The organism is Raineyella sp., assembly GCF_034933565.1.
Lineage (GTDB): Bacteria > Actinomycetota > Actinomycetes > Propionibacteriales > Propionibacteriaceae > Raineyella.
This window is the reverse complement of record NZ_JAYFNG010000039.1, coordinates 1-18,111: the sequence shown is the minus strand read 5'-3', so window position 1 is coordinate 18,111 and position 18,111 is coordinate 1. Positions and strand designations below refer to the sequence as shown.

General features: G+C 70.3%; 15 protein-coding genes and 1 riboswitch. Of the genes, 6 read left to right on the top strand and 9 right to left on the bottom strand.

Translation table 11 applies throughout. From position 1 onward, the window contains the following. Window positions 1-4 precede the first annotated feature (4 nt). Window positions 5-706, bottom strand: a complete 702-nt coding sequence (locus VB059_RS11535) for a GntR family transcriptional regulator (protein WP_323422169.1) — start codon at window positions 704-706, stop codon at window positions 5-7. A 4-nt stretch (window positions 707-710) separates the two neighbouring features. After that, window positions 711-2,210 carry a fumarylacetoacetate hydrolase family protein gene (locus VB059_RS11530; protein WP_323422168.1) on the bottom strand — a complete coding sequence of 500 codons (1,500 nt, stop codon included), beginning with the start codon at window positions 2,208-2,210 and terminating at the stop codon, window positions 711-713. A 260-nt stretch (window positions 2,211-2,470) separates the two neighbouring features. Between VB059_RS11530 and VB059_RS11525 the strand changes: the two genes are divergently transcribed. Further along, entirely contained in the window at window positions 2,471-4,372 is a 1,902-nt protein-coding gene (locus tag VB059_RS11525) for an FAD-binding monooxygenase (protein WP_323422167.1), read from the top strand. 138 nt (window positions 4,373-4,510) lie between these two features. Here VB059_RS11525 and VB059_RS11520 read toward each other — a convergent pair whose 3' ends face one another. Then, window positions 4,511-5,809 (bottom strand): M50 family metallopeptidase, encoded by a 1,299-nt coding sequence (locus VB059_RS11520; RefSeq protein WP_323422166.1) that lies wholly within the window; start codon window positions 5,807-5,809, stop codon window positions 4,511-4,513. Between the two features lie 122 nt (window positions 5,810-5,931). Further along, window positions 5,932-7,275, bottom strand: coding sequence for a 1-deoxy-D-xylulose-5-phosphate reductoisomerase (gene dxr / locus VB059_RS11515; protein WP_416339551.1), 1,344 nt, complete (start codon window positions 7,273-7,275; stop codon window positions 5,932-5,934). A gap of 205 nt (window positions 7,276-7,480) precedes the next feature. Here dxr and VB059_RS11510 point away from each other — a divergent pair, with 205 nt between their 5' ends. From VB059_RS11510 to ribH, 5 genes are all read left to right on the top strand, one after another. After that, window positions 7,481-8,941 (top strand): MFS transporter, encoded by a 1,461-nt coding sequence (locus VB059_RS11510; protein WP_323422164.1) that lies wholly within the window; start codon window positions 7,481-7,483, stop codon window positions 8,939-8,941. 205 nt (window positions 8,942-9,146) lie between these two features. Next, a riboswitch (FMN riboswitch) is annotated at window positions 9,147-9,277 on the top strand. 154 nt (window positions 9,278-9,431) lie between these two features. Continuing rightward, window positions 9,432-10,505, top strand: coding sequence for a bifunctional diaminohydroxyphosphoribosylaminopyrimidine deaminase/5-amino-6-(5-phosphoribosylamino)uracil reductase RibD (gene ribD, locus VB059_RS11505; RefSeq protein ID WP_323422163.1), 1,074 nt, complete (start codon window positions 9,432-9,434; stop codon window positions 10,503-10,505). Between the two features lie 2 nt (window positions 10,506-10,507). Continuing rightward, window positions 10,508-11,137 (top strand): riboflavin synthase, encoded by a 630-nt coding sequence (locus VB059_RS11500; RefSeq protein WP_323422186.1) that lies wholly within the window; start codon window positions 10,508-10,510, stop codon window positions 11,135-11,137. Further along, window positions 11,130-12,389 (top strand): 3,4-dihydroxy-2-butanone-4-phosphate synthase, encoded by a 1,260-nt coding sequence (gene ribB / locus VB059_RS11495; protein WP_323422162.1) that lies wholly within the window; start codon window positions 11,130-11,132, stop codon window positions 12,387-12,389. The genes VB059_RS11500 and ribB overlap by 8 nt, the downstream gene beginning before the upstream one ends. A gap of 1 nt (window position 12,390) precedes the next feature. Then, window positions 12,391-12,876 carry a 6,7-dimethyl-8-ribityllumazine synthase gene (gene ribH / locus VB059_RS11490; RefSeq protein WP_323422161.1) on the top strand — a complete coding sequence of 162 codons (486 nt, stop codon included), beginning with the start codon at window positions 12,391-12,393 and terminating at the stop codon, window positions 12,874-12,876. A 112-nt stretch (window positions 12,877-12,988) separates the two neighbouring features. Here ribH and gdhA read toward each other — a convergent pair whose 3' ends face one another. The 5 genes from gdhA to pyrH all read right to left on the bottom strand — a co-directional run bounded on the left by gdhA (window position 12,989) and on the right by pyrH (window position 17,979). Further along, window positions 12,989-14,326, bottom strand: coding sequence for an NADP-specific glutamate dehydrogenase (gene gdhA, locus VB059_RS11485; RefSeq protein WP_323422185.1), 1,338 nt, complete (start codon window positions 14,324-14,326; stop codon window positions 12,989-12,991). Window positions 14,327-14,429: 103 nt separating this feature from the next. Then, window positions 14,430-15,650: a 23S rRNA (adenine(2503)-C(2))-methyltransferase RlmN gene (rlmN, locus tag VB059_RS11480; protein WP_416339549.1), complete on the bottom strand. Its 1,221-nt coding sequence runs from the start codon at window positions 15,648-15,650 to the stop codon at window positions 14,430-14,432. A 2-nt stretch (window positions 15,651-15,652) separates the two neighbouring features. Beyond that, complete coding sequence (locus VB059_RS11475; RefSeq protein ID WP_323422160.1) at window positions 15,653-16,450, bottom strand: phosphatidate cytidylyltransferase; 798 nt, start codon at window positions 16,448-16,450, stop codon at window positions 15,653-15,655. Window positions 16,451-16,557: 107 nt separating this feature from the next. Continuing rightward, window positions 16,558-17,112 (bottom strand): ribosome recycling factor, encoded by a 555-nt coding sequence (gene frr / locus VB059_RS11470; RefSeq protein ID WP_323422183.1) that lies wholly within the window; start codon window positions 17,110-17,112, stop codon window positions 16,558-16,560. Window positions 17,113-17,268: 156 nt separating this feature from the next. Beyond that, the gene (pyrH, locus tag VB059_RS11465; RefSeq protein ID WP_323422159.1) at window positions 17,269-17,979 is read right to left on the bottom strand and encodes a UMP kinase; all 711 of its coding nucleotides are present in this window, start codon (window positions 17,977-17,979) and stop codon (window positions 17,269-17,271) included. Between the last annotated feature and the right edge of the window lie 132 nt (window positions 17,980-18,111).

Genomic DNA, 18,111 nt, shown 5'->3' with positions numbered 1-18,111 from the left:
CGACTCAGGACTGGCGTGACAGGTAGGCCTTGAGGGTCCGCCAGCGATGGTCGCGGGCAGCCATTTCGACCTCGAGCTGACCGGCTCCGGACCGGATGAGCCCGAGGAGCTGCTGGTGCTCCTCGACGGATTCCTTGGACCGGCCGGGGACGAAGGAGAAGGTCGAGTGCCGCACCCGCGTCATCTGGGCCCAGGCCCGGTGGGTGTAGTCAAGGATCTGGGTGTTCGGACAGGCCTCGAACAGGATGGTGTGGAATTCCCGATTGAGGACGGTGAACTGGTGCGGGTCGAAATCCGCAAGCAGGACCCGCATCCGTTGATTCGTCTCCTCGGCCCTCGCGAGCTGTGCCTTGGTCAGGTGCGGGGCGGCCAGGGCCGTGGCGATGCCCTCCAGGACCCCGAGGGTCTCCATGGCGTCGACGTACGCTCCCTTGTCCACGAGCGCCACCCGGGCACCGACGTTACGTTCGAACTCCACGAGGCCCTCGGCCTCAAGACGCCGGACGGCTTCACGTACGGGGACGACACTCATGTCGATCTCGCCGGCGACGGCGGAGAGCACGATCCGGTACCCCGGTCCGTATGTCTGCGTCATGATGCGGTCGCGGAGCCACTGGTAGGCGATCTCGGACTTGCTGGTGGAGGTCGGGCCCGTGGCGGAGGACGGGTCACTCGCGGAGGTGGTGCTGCTGGAAGCGGGGGACATGGTGTCAACCTTCCTGGTCGGTCATGGCGGCGAGGTGGGCCTCGTAACGCGCCCGCCACTCGGCGTTCATCGGGAAGAGACCGTCAACGGGGTATCCGGCGCCCACCTGCTCGGCGACCCAGGCGTCCTCAGCCTCCTTGGTCAAGGCTGCCTCAGCCACCTCGTCGGCGAGTCCCGGGGGGATCACGACCACACCGTCGTCATCGCCGACGATGATGTCCCCCGGCTGGACGGTGGCCCCGCCGCAGGCGATGGTGAGGTCGATGTCCCACGGCACGTGCCTGCGACCGAGGACCGCCGGATGCGGGCCCTGGCTGAAGACCGGCAGGTCGACGTCGGACACGGTGGCGTAGTCGCGGACCCCGCCATCGGTCACGATGCCGGCGGCGCCGCGGACCTTCGCCCTGATGGCCAGGACATCGCCCAGCGTGCCGGACCCGCACTCACCCCGGGCCTCGATGACGATGACCTCACCCTCGCCGACACTGTCGAAGATGCGTTTCTGGGCGTTGTAGCCGCCACCGTGGCTCCGGAACAGATCCTCCCGGTTCGGGACGAAACGCAGGGTGCGAGCGGTCCCGACGAGCTTGCGGCCCGGCCGGGTGGGCCGTACGCCGTCGATCGACACGTTGTCGAGGCCACGCAGGCGCAGTTGCTGGGAGAGCCCGGCGACCGGCACCCGCTCGAGCTTGGCGCGCAACGCCGGGGGGAGCACGGATGCCGACGCGGAGAGCCCCGCAGTCTCCCGGGAACCCCAGGCCTCCTCGCGCTGACGGTCGTCCACGGACGGTAGGGACCCGAGCTCCGGGTCGAACTCGCCCCACCCCCCCACGACATGGGTGACCAGCCGGCCGCTGCTGGGGTGGTCGGGCGCCGCGGGGGCGTCCACCTCGACCTCCACCGTGCTGCCGGGGAGCGCCACCGAGGACCCGGCCGGCGTCCCGGTCAGGATGACGTCGCCCGGCTCGAGGGTGAGGTGCTGGGAGAGATCCGCGACCAATTGTTCGGGCGTGAAGAACATCCCCGCAGTGGTGTCGTCCTGGACCAGGACCCCGTCCAGCCACGTACGGACCCGCAGTCCGGACGGATCCACGGTCCGGGCGTCGATGAGGGCCGGACCGAGTGGTGTGTACCCGTCGCGTCCCTTGTTCCGGACGTTGGAACCCTTGTCGTTGGCGCGCAGGTCGTACAGCCCCCAGTCGTTTCCGGCCGTGACCCAGCCGACGTGGTCCCAGGCGTCGGCCCGGGAGACCCGACGGGCCGTCCGGCCGATGATCAGGGCGACCTCGCCCTCGAAGGCAAGGAGCTCCGTGCCTGCGGGCCGTTCGACGGTCGCACCGCTCGCGGCCACTGAACTGCCGGGCTTGAGAAAGTACGACGGAGCGGCAGGCCGGCGGCCGCGCTGCGCGGCGCGGGAGCCATAGCTGAGGTGCACGGCGATGATCTTGCCCGGCACGCACGGCAGAGCCGCGAATCGTGCACTCCCGGCCACGTCGTTGTCCATGAGCACCTCGTTGTCCATAAGAACCTCTGGTCTGGAAGGGGTTTACGACCTATCTGAAATCGTATACGTTGTCACCATCGTAGAGCGCCATCCACGCCAGCGCAAGGATCGATCAAGCGGGGCACAAAGGAAACGGTCCGGCGGTCGACCGGATCCCTGCCCGCGCCGCGGATGGTGACCTGCGCTCCCCCATCGCCCCCGACCGGTGCCCACCCACCAGACCCCAGACGTGTCAGATCCCTTCAACGACGAGGAGAATCATGCAGTTCCATCACCACGGCTACGTGTCCGGCGATCCCCGGATCCAGGACGCAGCGGGCGTCGGCGTCGATCGCCCCGACGAGCTCCCCGAGACAGTCGACGTCCTCATCGTGGGCACCGGGCCCGCCGGCGTGATCACCGCCGCCCAGCTCTCCCAGTTCCCTGACATCACCACCCGCATCGTCGAGCGCCGCGAGGACCGGTTGCCCATCGGACAGGCCGACGGCATCCAGGCGCGCAGTGTGGAGACCTTCCAGGCCTTCGGCTTCGCGGACCGGGTGATCAACGAGGCCTACGTCATCTCCGAGATGGCCTTCTGGCGGCCGGATCCGGCCGATCCGTCGCGCATCGCGCGCACGGCGGTGGCCGAGGACGATCCGACGGGGATCAGCGAATTCCCCCACCTGATCGTGAACCAGGCGCGCATCCTCGACTACTTCACCGAGGTGATGGCCGAGTCCCCGACCCGGATGAAGCCCGACTACGGGTACGAGTTCGTCGGGCTCGAGATCGCACCGGAGGGCGACCACCCGGTGACGGCCACCCTGCAGTGCATGTCCGGCCCCGGCGCGGGCACCACCCGTACGGTCCGGGCCAAGTACGTCGTCGGCTGTGACGGCGCCCGCAGCCGGGTCCGCGAGTCGATCGGCCGCAAGCTGGTGGGTGACCGGGCGAACCACGCCTGGGGCGTGATGGACATCCTCGCGGTCACCGACTTCCCGGACATCCGCACCAAGTGCGCGATCCAGTCCGGCTCCGGCGGCAACATCCTGCTCATCCCCCGCGAGGGCGGCTTCCTGTTCCGCATGTACGTCGATCTCGGGGTGGTCGCTCCGGAGGACGCCAAGCGAGTGCGGCAGACGTCGATCGAGGAGATCATCACCAAGGCGCAGCAGATCCTCCACCCGTACACCCTCGAGGTGAAGGACGTCTGCTGGTCGAGCGTCTACGAGGTCGGTCACCGGGTGACGGACAAGTTCGACGACGTGCCGGCGGCCGAGACCGGCCTGCGCTCCCCCCGCGTGTTCATCGCCGGTGACGCCTGCCACACGCACAGTGCCAAGGCCGGCCAAGGGATGAACGTGTCGATGCAGGACGGATTCAATCTCGGCTGGAAGCTGGCGCACGTGCTGACCGGCCTCAGCCCCGAGTCCCTGCTCGACACGTACTCGGCCGAGCGCCAGACCATCGCCCAGAACCTGATCGACTTCGACAAGGAATGGTCGACGATGATGGCGATGAAGCCTGAGGAGTTCGACTCCCCCACCGAGCTCGAGGACTTCTACGTCCGCACGGCCGAGTTCCCGGCCGGCTTCATGACCCGGTACCGGCCGTCGATGATCACCGGCGAGACCACCCACCAGGAGCTCGCCACGGGCTTCCCGATCGGCAAGCGCTTCCACTCCTTCCCCGTGGTGCGGGTCGCCGAGGGAAATCCGATCCACCTCGGACACCATGCCCGGGCCGACGGACGCTGGCGGATCTATGCCTTCGCCGATAGCGATCGGTCGGCCCTCGACCAGTGGGCCGAGTGGATGGTCACCTCCCCCGACTCGCCGCTGCTGGCCTTCACCCCCGAGGGCAGCGATCCCGACAGCGTCTTCGACGTCAAGGTCATCCACCAGCAAGCGCACCGCGATGTGGACCTGGGCACAGTCCCTGGAGCGTTCCTGCCCAAGGTCGGTCCATTCGGACTGGTCGGCTATGAGAAGGTGTTCGCGTCCGATCCGAAGCGCGACATCTTCGAGGCCCGAGGTGTCTCGCGGAACGGCGCAGTGGTCGTCGTCCGCCCCGATCAGTACGTGGCCCACGTCCTCCCACTGGAGGAGCCCGCGCTGCTGTCCGCCTTCTTCGCCGACATCATGCAGCAGCCCGCCTCAGCACTGCTGGGCGCGTCCTGACCACCGCCGGCCGGCCCTGAGGAAAGGGGCCACCCGCTGATGCGGATCCGCCGCCGTCCCACGCGGGGCGGCGGCGGGGCACGCTGCACCGCCGCGACCTCGCGGCAGCTTCAGAACCACCGCGATCTCGCGGCGGCGTCAGAACAGCCGGATCGGGCTGACCAGGTCGGCGACGATGAGCACGGCTCCGGCGATCACCACGAAACCGGTGACGACCCAGGAGATCGGGAGCAGCTTCGTGGTGTCGAACGGCGGCGGGGTGGCACGGCGGCGGAGCCGGGCGGCGAGCCGACGCAGGCCGTCCCAGGTCGCCCCGGCGAGGTGTCCGCCGTCCAGCGGCGGCAGCGGGACGAGGTTGAACAGTGCGACGAAGAGGTTGACCGAGCCGAGGAGCTGCGCCACCACGACCGCCTTGTTGCCCGAGCTGAGCTTGTTGGTGGTGACCACCTCACCGGCCACCCGGGAGGCGCCGACGACGCTGACCGGCCCGTTGATGTCCCGGGCCTGCCCGGTGACCAGTCCGACGGCGGTGTGCCAGACCTTCACCGGGAAGCCGACCAGGGCGTAGACCGACTGCACGGTCATCGTCCACATGTCCTTCAGCACCACGACGGGGCCGCCCCGGACGACCTCGACGGTCGGCGAGACCCCGAGGAAGCCCGCCTCGACGTTGCGGCCCGGGTCGACCTTGCTCGGCACCCCGGTGGTCACCGTAGGGGTGGTCGGCAGGGTCACGGTCCGGCCGGCGCGGTCCACCACCAGCGTGGCCGGGGCCGACCGGTTGTCCCGGATCATCGCCGAGAGCTGGTCCCAGTCGGTCGGCCGACGGCCGTTGAAGCTGACGATGACATCGCCCGCCTGCACCCCCATGGTGTGCGCGGGTGTGGCGGGGTCCCCCGGCTCACAGGTGGTGTTCGTCCGACCGGCCGGGATGACGCACTCCGACACCGACTGGACGGTGAGGGTCGGGCGGGCCACGCCGGCGCCGGCGGTGACGCCGAGGAAGAGCAGGAAGGCCAGCAGGATGTTCATCGCCGGCCCGCCGAACATGATGATCAGACGCTGCCAGACCGGCTTCTGGTACAGCAGGGTCCCGTCGTCCTCCGGCGTGATCTCCTCCCACTCGTACGCCCGGGCATCCTCGGCGATCTGCTGGAAGAAGTTCGACCCGCTCGCCCGGACCTTGGTGTCACCGGGGGCGGGCGGATACATCCCGACCAGACGTACGTAGCCGCCGAGCGGCAACGCCTTGACGCCGTAGTCCGTGGAGCCGATCCGGCGCTTCCACAGGGTCTTCCCGAAGCCGACGAAGTACTCGGTGACCTTGACCCGGAAGATCTTCGCCGGGATCAGGTGCCCCACCTCGTGCAGGGCGATCGAGAGCATGATGAGGGCGAAGAAGACCACCGCCCCCAGCGCGTACCACAACGTCTGCATCCCGAGTCCTGTCCCTCGTCGTCCCAGTGGTGCCGTCCGGCACCGTCGTCACGTCCCACGACGGCGAGGCGTACGCCCCCGGTGCCGCCACCGCTCGGCCCCCGCGGACCGACCTCCCGGGCTCAGCCTCGGGTACGCGCCTCGGCGGCCCGCCGGGCCCACGCGTCCGCGGCCAGCACGGTCTGCACGGTGATCGCCTCGTCGGGCACGAACCGCGATCCGTCCGTGCTCACCGAGTCCGAGTTCGTTCGGTCCGAGCTCGCTGACCGGACCGAACGTGCGGACCGCACCGAGCCGTCACCGCTCGCGGGGACCTGCCCCTCGTGCTCGGCCAGGACGTCCGCGATGGTGTCCACGATGTCGAGGAAGCCGATCCGCCCCTCGCAGAACGCCTCGACACACACCTCGTTCGCCGCGTTGAACACCGCCGGAGCCGTCCCTCCCAGTGTGCCCGCCCGGCGCGCCAGTTCAACCGCCGGGAACGCCTCGGTGTCCAGCGGCTCGAAGGTCCACGAGGCCGCCGCGGTCCAGTCGACCGGCGCGGCCGCGCCGGGGACACGGTCCGGCCAGGTCAGTCCCAGGGCGATCGGCAGCTTCATGTCGGGTGGGGAGCACTGGGCGATCAGCGCACCGTCGACGTACTGCACCGCGGAATGGACGATCGACTGCGGGTGCACCACGACCTGGATCCGGGACAGGTCCACGTCGTACAGCAGCCCGGCCTCGATCAGTTCCAGCCCCTTGTTGACCAGCGTCGCCGAGTTGATGGTGATCACCGGGCCCATCTGCCAGGTGGGATGGGCCATCGCCTGCGCCGGGGTGACGTCGATGAGCTCGGCCCGCGTACACCCCCGGAAGGGGCCGCCGGACGCGGTCAGCACGAGCTTGTCGACCTCCTCGGCACGACCCGCCCGGAGGCACTGGGCGAAGGCCGAATGCTCGGAGTCGACCGCCACCAGCTGCCCGGGGGCCGCCGCCTCGGTGACCAGTCGGCCGCCGATCACCAGGGATTCCTTGTTGGCCAGGGCGAGGGTGGTGCCGGCCCGCAGGGCCGCCAGGGTGGGCAGCAACCCGACCGACCCGGTGATCCCGTTCAGCACGACGTCGGCCGGCTCGGCCGCCAGCTCGGTGGCCGCGTCGGCACCGGCGATGATCCGCGGCAACCGGACGTCGCCGCGGTTCCAGCCGCGCTTCTGGGCCTCCGCATAGAGGGCCAGCTGCAGGTCCTGGACAGCGGTGGGCCGGGCCAGGGCGACCGTACGGGGCGCGAACTCGAGCACCTGCTCGGCGAGCAGGGCCACATTGCCACCCCCCGCAGCCAGCCCCACCACCCGGAACTGATCCCGGCGGGAGGCGATGACCTCCAGCGCCTGGGTGCCGATGGAACCGGTGCTGCCCAGAATGATCACGTCACGCACCCGCCCAGTCTCGCACGCCACCCCAGCCCCACCGCCGGACCCGGACATACCCCTGGCACCACCCCGGCAGGCTCCCCGGAAGCCCCGGGTCACGTTCGCCGGTACGGAACACCTGAACGTGAGCTTTGTCACACCGACTCACATTTTTCTCAGCCCGGTGCGCGCCGGGTCCCGCGGACCCGAGGGGCGAGCGGTTCCAGGTCACCGAAGGCCGCGCCAGCGCCGACGCCGACCCCGACCCTGGGAGTACCCCATGGACACCCCGACCACGCTCCACTCCCGGAGCATCCCCGACATCCCCGCCGATCCGGCCAAGGAGGCCCGCACCGCCGGCTGGGTGGCCGCGATCGCCGGCCTGTCCCTGCTCTTCGACGGCTTCGACCTGACCGTGTACGGCACGGTCCTGCCCGGCCTGGCCAAGGGCGGCAGCAACGCCCTCGGCTGGTGGGCCACCGGCATCAACGCGGGCCAGCCGATCCCGCCGGCGGTCGCCGGCCAGCTCGGTTCGTACGCCCTGATCGGGGTGATGATCGGCTCCCTGTTCGCCGGCGCCATCGGCGACCGGATCGGGCGCAGGAAGCTGATCGTCGCCGGGATCGCCTGGTTCTCGATCGGCATGTTCATCACCGCGTTCGCCCAGTCGATCGCCTTCTTCGGTGTCGTACGGCTGCTCACCGGTCTCGGCCTGGGCGCCCTGCTCGCCACCGCCGGCGCGACGATGGCCGAGTTCGCCCCGGCCGGCAAGCGCAACTTCTACAACGCGGTCGTCTACTCCGGCATCCCCGCCGGCGGTGTGCTCGCCGCCCTGCTCGGCCTCGCCCTGCTCGCCCACATCGGCTGGCGCGGCCTGTTCATGATCGGCGCCAGCCCGATCCTCTTCCTGCTGCCGATGGCCCTGGCCAAGCTGCCCGAGTCGCCGCGCTGGCTGGTGTCGCGTGGCCGCCTCGACGAGGCCGTGGAGATCTCCCGCCGGACCGGCATCCCGCTGTCCGAACACCAGCAGTTCGGTGGCGTCCCGGTCGCCGAGGACCTGCACCTGGAACAGAAGACGGGCTTCGCCGGCATCTTCTCCGGCACGTACCTGGCCGGCACACTGTTCCTCGGCTTCATGAGCTTCTCCGGCCTGCTGCTCACGTACGGCCTGAACACCTGGTTGCCGGTCATCATGGGCGGTCACCTGCAGGGTGCCGGCATGGGCGCCGACGCCGCCAAGCAGTACGGTCTGGTTTTCCTCCTGCTGCTCAACGGTGGCGCGGTCGTCGGTGGCCTGATCGCCTCCCGGGTCGCCGACAAGGCCGGGCCGCAGCGGGTCATCATCACCACGTTCGTCCTGGCCGCCCTGGCCCTGACCCTGATGACCTTCGGCTTCCCGGTCGCCCTGCTGCTGGCGTTCATCGCCGTCGCCGGCGTCGGCGTGCTGGGCACCCAGGTGCTCATCTACGGCTTCACGTCGAACTACTACTCCACCAGGGTCCGTGCCGCCGGCGTCGCCTGGTGCTCCGGCTTCGGCCGGCTGGGCGGCATCTTCGGCCCGCTGATCGGCGGCTGGTTGGCCGCCGCGGGTGTCGCCGGGGAGACGGCGTTCTACGTGTTCGCCGGCGTGGCGCTCTTCGGCGGTCTGATGACCGTCCTGGTGCCCCGGCCACGCAAGGGGCTCTCCGACGACGAACAGCGCGCCGTCGACGAGCGGGCGCGCCACGTCGTCACCGACTGACCATCGCACGCCCCCTCGGCCGCCGGCCGGTGTCCCCCCGGGATGCCGACCGGCGGTCGGCGTCGTCCGACCGGAGTCCTCCAGCCGGTGTCGTCCAGCCGGCATCCGGCGGCATCCGGCGGCATCCGGCGGCTGCATCGTTCAGCGGCGTCGTCCGGCGAACGGAACCCTGTGGCGCGTGTCCGACGCGTGGTAGCCTCTGCGATACGTGCTCCGGGGTCGGTGTAATTCCGAACCGGCGGTGAAAGTCCGCGACCCGGCCGCCCTCCACGGCGGTCGGTTGACCTGGTGGAATTCCGGGACCGACGGTGAAAGTCCGGATGGGAGGCGCACGCGTACGTGGCGAACACACGCCGGCTCGACCGGTCGTGTGCGGCAGTGGTGACCGCCCCTGACGGTCGCCCCGACGACGGTCGACGTCGTCGCGTCACGGACGAGGAGTCTCCTCACGATCCGCCCCCGGGGTCCCGACAGGACCTGAGGAGGGGCGATGAACCGGCCGGACGCCACCGATGCCGCGCAGCATGCCGATGCCGCGCAGCATGCCACCGAAACGGACCTCACCCACCTGCGCCGCGCGATCGCTCTGGCGCTGCGGTCCCCCCTCCCCGATCCGAACCCGCGGGTGGGCGCCGTGCTGGTCGCCCCCGACGGCTCCGTCGTCGGCGAGGGCTGGCACCACGGCGCCGGGACCCCGCATGCCGAGGTCGAGGCCCTGCAGGCCGCTGGTCCGGCCGCCCGCGGCGCCACGGCGTACGTGTCCCTGGAACCCTGCAACCACACCGGCCGCACCGGGCCGTGCGCGGTCGCCCTGGCCGAGGCCGGGGTGGCGCGGGTGGTGTTCGCCCAGCCCGATCCCAACCCCACCGCCGCCGGCGGCGGGGACACCCTGCGCGCCGCCGGGATCGCGGTGACCGGTGGCCTGCTCGCCGCTGAGTCCGAGGCGGTCAACCGAGTGTGGACCCGGTCGGCGCAGCTCGGGCGGCCGTACGTGACCTGGAAGGTGGCCGCCACCCTGGACGGGCGGACCGCGGCGGCCGACGGGACCTCCCGGTGGATCACCTCTGCGCCGGCCCGCGCGGACGTGCACCGGCTGCGCGCCATGTGCGACGCCATCCTCGTCGGCACCGGGACGGCCCTCGCCGATGATCCGCGGCTGACCGTCCGGGACGCCGACGGCCGGCCACTGGGCCGCCAACCCCTGCGCGTGGTGCTCGGCGACCGGCCGCTGCCGACGACCGCCGAACTGCGGTCCGCCGAGGCGGAGACCCTGTTCGTCCCCGGCCACGTGCCCGGCGAGGCCCTCGCCGAGCTGGCCCGGGCCGGCGTCCGGCACGCCTGGCTGGAGGGCGGGGCGACCCTGGCGGCGGCCTTCCTGCGGGACCGCCTGGTCGACGAGATCATCGTCTACCTCGCCCCGACCCTGCTCGGCGCCGGCCGCCCGCTGGTCGCCGACCTGGGCATCGGCACCCTCGCCGATGCCCTGCACCTGGATCTCGTCGACGTCGCCCGCGTCGGCCCCGATGTACGACTGACCCTGGCTCCGGCCAGGAGGGAGGCATGACCATGTTCACCGGCATTGTCGAGGAGGTCGGCGACGTCGTCGATGTCCGACTCGGGAAGGACTCCGCGGTACTGCGCATCCGTGGTCCCGTGGTGGTCGCCGACGCCCGCCACGGGGACTCGATCTGCGTCAACGGCGTCTGCCTGACCGTCACCGAGCTCGACCAGCAGTCCTTCAGCGTCGATGTGATGGCCGAGACCCTCGACCGCTCCGACCTCGGCGCACTGCGGCAGGGCTCCCGGGTGAACCTGGAACGGGCGATGGCCCCCGATGCCCGTCTCGGCGGCCACCTCGTCCAGGGCCACGTCGACGGCACCGGCACCCTGCGCTCCCGGACCCCGGGTGACGCCTGGGAGGTGCTCGAGATCGGCCTGCCGGCCGAGCTCTCCCGCTACCTGGTCGAGAAGGGTTCCGTGACGGTCGACGGCGTGTCCCTGACCGTCGTCGACGTCCGTCCGGACGCCTTCACCGTCTCGCTGATCCCGACCACCCTGTCCGACACCACGCTCGGCACCCTGCCGATCGGTGCGGCGGTGAATCTCGAGGTCGACGTGATCGGCAAATACGTCGCGACCTATCTGGACCGGATCGGCACCGGGTGGGCGCAGCAGAACGGAGGAAGTCATGAGTGAGCTGGCGGCTGGGTTCAGCCCCGTCGAGCGGGCACTGGAGGAACTGCGGCAGGGCCGCCCGGTCCTCGTCCTCGACGACGAGGACCGGGAGAACGAGGGGGACATCATCCTCTCGGCGCAGACCCTGACCGAGGAGTGGCTGGGGTGGACGATCCGCCACTCGTCGGGCTACCTGTGTGCCCCGATGACGAAGGCACGGGCGGACGCCCTCGAGCTCCCGCTGATGGTCGCCCGCAACACCGATCCACTGCGGACCGCCTACACCGTCTCGTGCGACGCCGCGACGGGTGTCACCACCGGCATCTCCGCGCACGACCGGGCCCGTACGTTGCACGTCCTGGCCGACTCCGAGTCCGAGCCCTCCGACCTGATCCGGCCGGGTCACATCCTGCCGTTGCGGGCCCGCGACGGCGGTGTGCTCGAACGCCGCGGCCACACCGAGGCGGCGGTGGACCTCTGTCGCCTCGCCGGCCTGGAGCCGGTCGGCGCCATCGGCGAGCTGGTGCATGACGACGGCTCGATGATGCGGACCCCGGACGTGCTCGCCCTGGGCGCAGCAGAGGGGCTCGCGGTGATCACCATCGCCGAGCTGGCCAGCTGGCGCGAGACCCACGACCGGGTCCGGCGCGACGCCGTCACCCGGCTCCCCACCGGACACGGAGAGTTCCGGGCCGTGGGATACGAGGACCTGCAGACCGGGGCCGAGCACATCGCCCTGGTCAGCCCGCTGGGGCTGCGTGGCCGCAACGGCAGTGTGCCGATCGTCCGGGTGCACTCCGAGTGCCTCACCGGGGACGTCTTCGGGTCGCAGCGCTGTGACTGCGGCCCCCAGCTCGAGCAGTCCCTCGACGCCGTCGCCCGGCGCGGCGGAGCCGTGGTCTACCTACGCGGTCACGAGGGCCGCGGCGTCGGACTGCTCGCCAAGCTGCAGGCGTACCACCTGCAGGACCAGGGCCTCGACACCGTCGATGCCCAGACCGAGCTCGGGCTGCCGGTCGATGACCGCGAGTACGGCGCTGCCGCGGCGATCCTCTACGACCTCGGGGTGACCCGACTCGAACTGATGACGAACAATCCCGACAAGGTCCGGGCCCTGCGGACCGCCGGGATCGAGGTCACCGGCATCGCCCCGTCGTGGACCGTGCCGACCCCGGACAACGAGTTCTACCTGCGCACCAAGCGCGACCGCATGGGACACCACATCCTGCTCGACGGCGTCCCGCACTCCCTCGCCACCCCCCAGGAGGTCTGACATGGCCGGTTTCGGCTCGCCCACCATCACCGCCGACGGCGCCACCCGACGGATCGCCGTCGTCGGCGCGCAGTGGTACCCGGAGGTCACCGACCGGATGGTGGCCCGCGCGACCGCCGCGCTCGAGGAGCACGGAGTCCGCGACGTCACGGTCGTCCGGGTGCCGGGGACCTTCGAGCTGCCGGTGGCCTGCCGACGGCTGGCCGACCGGTTCGACGCGCTGGTGGCGCTGGGGGTGGTCGTCCGCGGCGGGACCCCGCACTTCGACTACGTCTGTGAGGCGGCGACGATCGGCCTGACCCAGGTGGCGGTCGACACCGGTGTCCCGATCGGTTTCGGGGTGCTCACCTGCGACGACGAGCAGCAGGCGCTGGACCGCGCCGGGCTGCCCGAGTCCAAGGAGGACAAGGGCTACGAGGCGGGCATGGCGGTGCTGGCCACCCTCGACGCGCTCGACGCGGTGCCTGCCGTCGCCCCGCAGCGCTGAACCGTCGGGCCGGAGCCGGCGACACCGAGCCGTCGGCCCCGGCCGGGCAGCTGAACCGTCGGCCCCGGGGCCGGACGACCACGCGGTCGCCGGCCCTGGACCGACCTTCCGGCTACACCACGCCCTGGTCGAGCATCGCGTCGGCGACCTTGACGAAGCCGGCGGCGTTCGCGCCCAGCGCGTAGTCGCCGGGGCAGCCGTACCGGTCGGCGGCCTCGAGGCAGCGGATGTGCAGGTTGCTCATGATCGTCTCGAGCCGGGTGGCGGTCTTCTCGAACGACCAGTGCTCCCGGCTGGCGTTCTGCTGCATCTCCAGCCCGGACGTCGCGACGCCACCGGCGTTGGCGGCCTTCGCCGGGCCGAACTTCACCCCTGCCTGCCGGAACGTCTCGATGGCCTCCGGGGTGCTCGGCATGTTGGCCCCCTCGGCGACGAGCTTCGCCCCGTGCTTCACCAGGGTGACCGCATGATCGCCGCGGATCTCGTTCTGGGTCGCGCACGGCAGGGCGATCTCGACCGGCACGTCCCAGACGCTTCCGCCGGCGACGAACCGGGCCCCGGAGCACAGCGCGGCGTAGTCCGAGACCCGGCCGCGCTCCTCCAGCTTGACCCGCTTGAGCAGTTCGAGGTCGATGCCGTTCGGGTCCACGACGTAACCGGACGAGTCGGAGATGGTGATCGGCCGTCCGCCCAGCTGCTGGGCCATCTCGATGGCGTAGATCGCCACGTTGCCCGAGCCGGACACCGAGATCACCTTGCCGTCCAGGTCCTGGCCCTCCATCCGCAGCATCTCGGTGACGAAGTGGATCAGCCCGTACCCGGTCGCCTCGGTGCGGGCCAGGGAACCGCCCCAGGTGAGACCCTTGCCGGTCAGCACGCCGGCCTCGAACCGGTTGGTGAGTCGCTTGTACTGCCCGAACAGGTAGCCGATCTCGCGGCCGCCGACCCCGATGTCACCTGCCGGGACGTCGGTGTACTCACCGATGTGGCGCGACAGCTCGGTCATGAACGACTGGCAGAAGCGCATCACCTCGTTGTCGGACTTGTCGTGCGGGTCGAAGTCGGAGCCGCCCTTGCCGCCGCCCATCGCCAGCCCGGTGAGGGAGTTCTTGAAGACCTGTTCGAAGCCGAGGAACTTGATGATCCCGGAGTACACCGTGGGGTGGAATCGCAGGCCACCCTTGTAGGGGCCGAGCGCCGAGTTGAACTCGACCCGGTAGCCCCGGTTGACCCGGACCTTGCCGGCGTCGTCGATCCACGGGACGCGGAACATGATCTGGCGCTCCGGCTCGACGATCCGGTCGAGGACCGCCGCCTCGATGTACTCGGGATGCTGGGCGAACACCGGGCCGAGGCTCTCGAGGACCTCATGGACGGCCTGGTGGAATTCCGGTTCTCCCTGGTTGCGGCGTACGACCGTGTCGTAGACCACCTGCAGGTTCCTGCGCAATGCTTCAGGGCTCAAGACGTTCTCCTCCTCCAATGATCGTGGGCGATTCCCGTACGCGGACACCTTTGCCGTTGCGCCGCTCACGAAACGGACCTGGTGTCCGCTATCGCTCCTTCGCGGCCAACTGGCCGCACGCCCCGTCGATCTCGCGTCCGCGGGTGTCCCGGATGGTGACAGGGACCCCGTGGGCCTCGAGCCGACGGACGAACTCGCGCTCGTCCCGACGGCGCGAGGCCGTCCATTTCGAGCCGGGCGTCGGGTTCAGCGGGATCAGGTTCACATGGAACCAGCCCCAGTCACCGCGCCGCTTGAGCAACCGGGCGAGCATGTCGGCCCGGTCGGCCTGGTCATTGACGTCCCGGATCAAGGCGTATTCGATCGAGACGCGTCGCTTGGTTGCCTTCGCATAATGCCAGGCGGCGTCGACGGCCTCGTCGACGTCCCACCGATTGTTGATCGGGACGAGGTCGTCGCGCAGTGCGTCGTCGGGCGCGTGCAGCGACAGGGCCAGGGTGACCGGCAGACCCTCGCCCGCCAGCCGCTCGATCCCGGGGACCAGCCCGACCGTGGAGACCGTGATGCCCCGGGCGCTCATCCCCAGGCCGTCGGGCTGCGGTGCGAGGAACGTACGGATCGCCCGCACGACGGTGGCGTAGTTCGCCAACGGCTCGCCCATGCCCATGAAGACGATGTTGTTGACCCGTCCCGTCGCGCCGGGGATCTCCCCGCGGGCCAGCCGGCCGTTCGCGTCGACGATCTGGGCGACGATCTCGGCGACGCTCAGGTTGCGTTGCAGCCCGCCCTGGCCGGTGGCACAGAACGGGCAGGCCATGCCGCAGCCCGCCTGCGAGGACACACAGACCGTCGTCCGGGCGGCGGAGTCGCCGACGGCCGGGTAGTGCATGAGGACCGATTCCACCATCGAGGCGTCGTGCAGCTTCCACAGCGTCTTCACCGTCGTGCCGGCATCGGCGGTGAGGGACCTGACATCCTCGAGCAGCGGCGGGAAGAGCGCGTCGGCGATCTCCTGGCGCTTCGCGGCCGGGATGTCGGTCCAGTCCGCCGGGTCGGCCGTGGAGTGGACGAACCAGTGCCGCGACAGCTGCGTGGCCCGGAACGCCGGCAGCCCCAACGCCTGCACGGCCGCCTTGCGCTCGTCGACGCTGAGGTCGGCCCAGTGCACCGGCGGCTTGCCGCGCCGCGGGGCGGCGAACACCAGCTGCGGGTGCGTACGCCCCTCGGCCGCCGGGCTGGCGGCGGCGGGCGCAACGGTGCCAGGACCGTCAGCGGCGGGCGCAACGGTGGCAGGACGGTCAGAGGTCACGATCAGGCTCCGGGGATGAGGAAATGCATGAGGATCCAGGCCGTCGGCGCAGAGAGGACCATCGCGTCGATGCGATCGGTGACTCCCCCGTGCCCGGGCAGGAAGTCCCCCATGTCCTTGATGCCGAGGTCACGCTTCATCAGCGACTCGACCAGATCTCCCAGAATAGCCGCCCCCACCAGCACCAGGCCGATCAGGACGCCGACCCACCAGGCGCTGCCGAGGACGAAGTGACCGACGACAGCGGCGAAGGCGGTGCCCAGCAGCACCGAGCCGGCGAATCCCTCCCAGGTCTTCTTCGGGCTGATCGTGGGCGCCATCGGATGGCGGCCGAACAGCACGCCGAACACGTAGCCACCCGTGTCGGAGCAGATCACGGTGCCCAGCCACAGGAACACCCGGGCAGCACCCCGGGCCTCCCCCACCAGCAGGCTGACGAACGCGCCCATCAGCGGCAGGTAGGCGATGATCAGCATGCTCGCCGCCGTGTCCTTGACGAACCCCTTGGCCCCCCTGGGCAGGCGGACGAGAAAGGCGGCGAGCACCGTCAGCCCGAGACACACCAGCAGGTAGGTGGCGGCGTGGCGGGAGGTCAGGCTGAGGATGAGGAACGAGCCGGCCATCATCGCCACCAGGCCGACCTCGATGACCAGCAGGGCAGAGGTCATCCCGACCTTGCGCAGGGCCTGGTGCACCTCCACCACGGCCATCCCGATCAGGGTGGTGGCGAGGACGACGAACCCCGGCACCCACCACAGCAGGCTCGCGATCAGCAGGGCCGACAGGACGACCCCCACCACGATGGCGGCCGGCAGGTTCCGACCGGCTCGGCCCGGTCCGGGGGCGCCGGGTGGCTCCCCCGGACCGGGCTGGACGGAGCCTGTCGGTGACTCCGTGGGAGACAAGGTCAGACCTCGAGCAATTCGGCCTCTTTGGCCTTCAGCAGCTCGTCGATCTGATCGGTGTACTTCTTGGTGGTCCGGTCCAGCTCGGCCTCGGCGCGCTTGCCCTCGTCCTCGCCGATCTCCTTGTCCTTGATCAGCTTGTCGATGCCTTCCTTGGCGGCCCGGCGCGCGTTGCGTACGGAGACCTTGGCGTCCTCGGCCTTGGTCTTGGCGAGCTTCGTGTACTCCTTGCGCCGCTCGGCGGTCAGCTCGGGCAGCACGCAGCGGATGGAGATGCCGTCGTTGGACGGGTTGACGCCCAGGTCGGAGTCGCGGATCGACTTCTCCACGGCGTTGATCGCACCGCGGTCGTACGGCGTGATGAGGATCATCCGGGCCTCGGGCACGTTGAACGAGGCCAGCTGCTGCAGCGGCGTCGGGGTGCCGTAGTACTCAGCGGTCAGCTTGTTGAACATCGCAGGATGGGCCCGGCCGGTCCGGATGGCGGCGAACTCCTCCTTGGCGAACTCGACTGCATGGTCCATCTTGGACTTCGCTTCGGTGGTGATGTCGCCGATCACGAGGTGGTTCCTTTCTCAGCTTGCGGCGGGTCTGCCGCGTCTCGGGAAACGACCGCACCGCGGGAGCGGGAACGGCCAGGCCGCCGGAGCGTCGGATGGCTGCGGCCGGACCAGTCTTTCAGACCGTCCACCGCCATGGGGCGACGCGGCGTGTCACTTGTGGACAACAGTACCGATCGGTTCGCCGTTGACGACCCGCATGATGTTGCCCTCGGTGTTGAGGTTGAAGAAGATCATCGGCAGGTCGTTGTCCCGGGCGAGGCTGATCGCGGCGGCGTCGGCCACCTTCAGGTCGCGGGCGAGGTACTCGTCGTACGTCAGGGCGTCGAACCTCTTGGCGCCCGCATTCGTCTTCGGGTCGCAGTCGTACACCCCGTCGACGCCCATCTTGCCCATCAGCAGCGCATCGACGTGCATCTCCAGGCCGCGCTGGGCCGCGACAGTGTCGGTGGAGAAGTACGGCATCCCGGACCCGGCGCCGAAGATGACCACACGGCCCTTCTCCATGTGCCGGTCGGCGCGGCGGGGGATGTACGGCTCGGCGACCTGACGCATCTCGATCGCGGTCTGGACCCGGGTCGGGACACCGGCCTGCTCGCAGAAGTCCTGCAGGGCCAGGCAGTTCATCACCGTGCCGAGCATGCCCATGTAGTCGGCCCGCTCCCGCTCCATCCCGGCCTGCTGCAGCTCGACGCCGCGGAAGAAGTTGCCGCCCCCTACCACGATGCACACCTGCACGCCGGACTGTACGACCTCGGCGATCTGGTGGGCGATGGAGTCGACCACCCGCGGGTCGACGCCGACCTTGCCCCCTCCGAAGGCCTCACCGGACAGCTTCAGCAGGATGCGGTGGTACTGACTCATGAAGGTCTCCTGTGGGGTGCGTCGGGTGTGAGGGCGGTCTGCGCCGGAGTGCGGTCTGAGCCTAGATGATGTGGACACCCGTGCTGCGACGCGGGTACCGATGCGACGACGTGCGCCACGAGGGGTCACCCT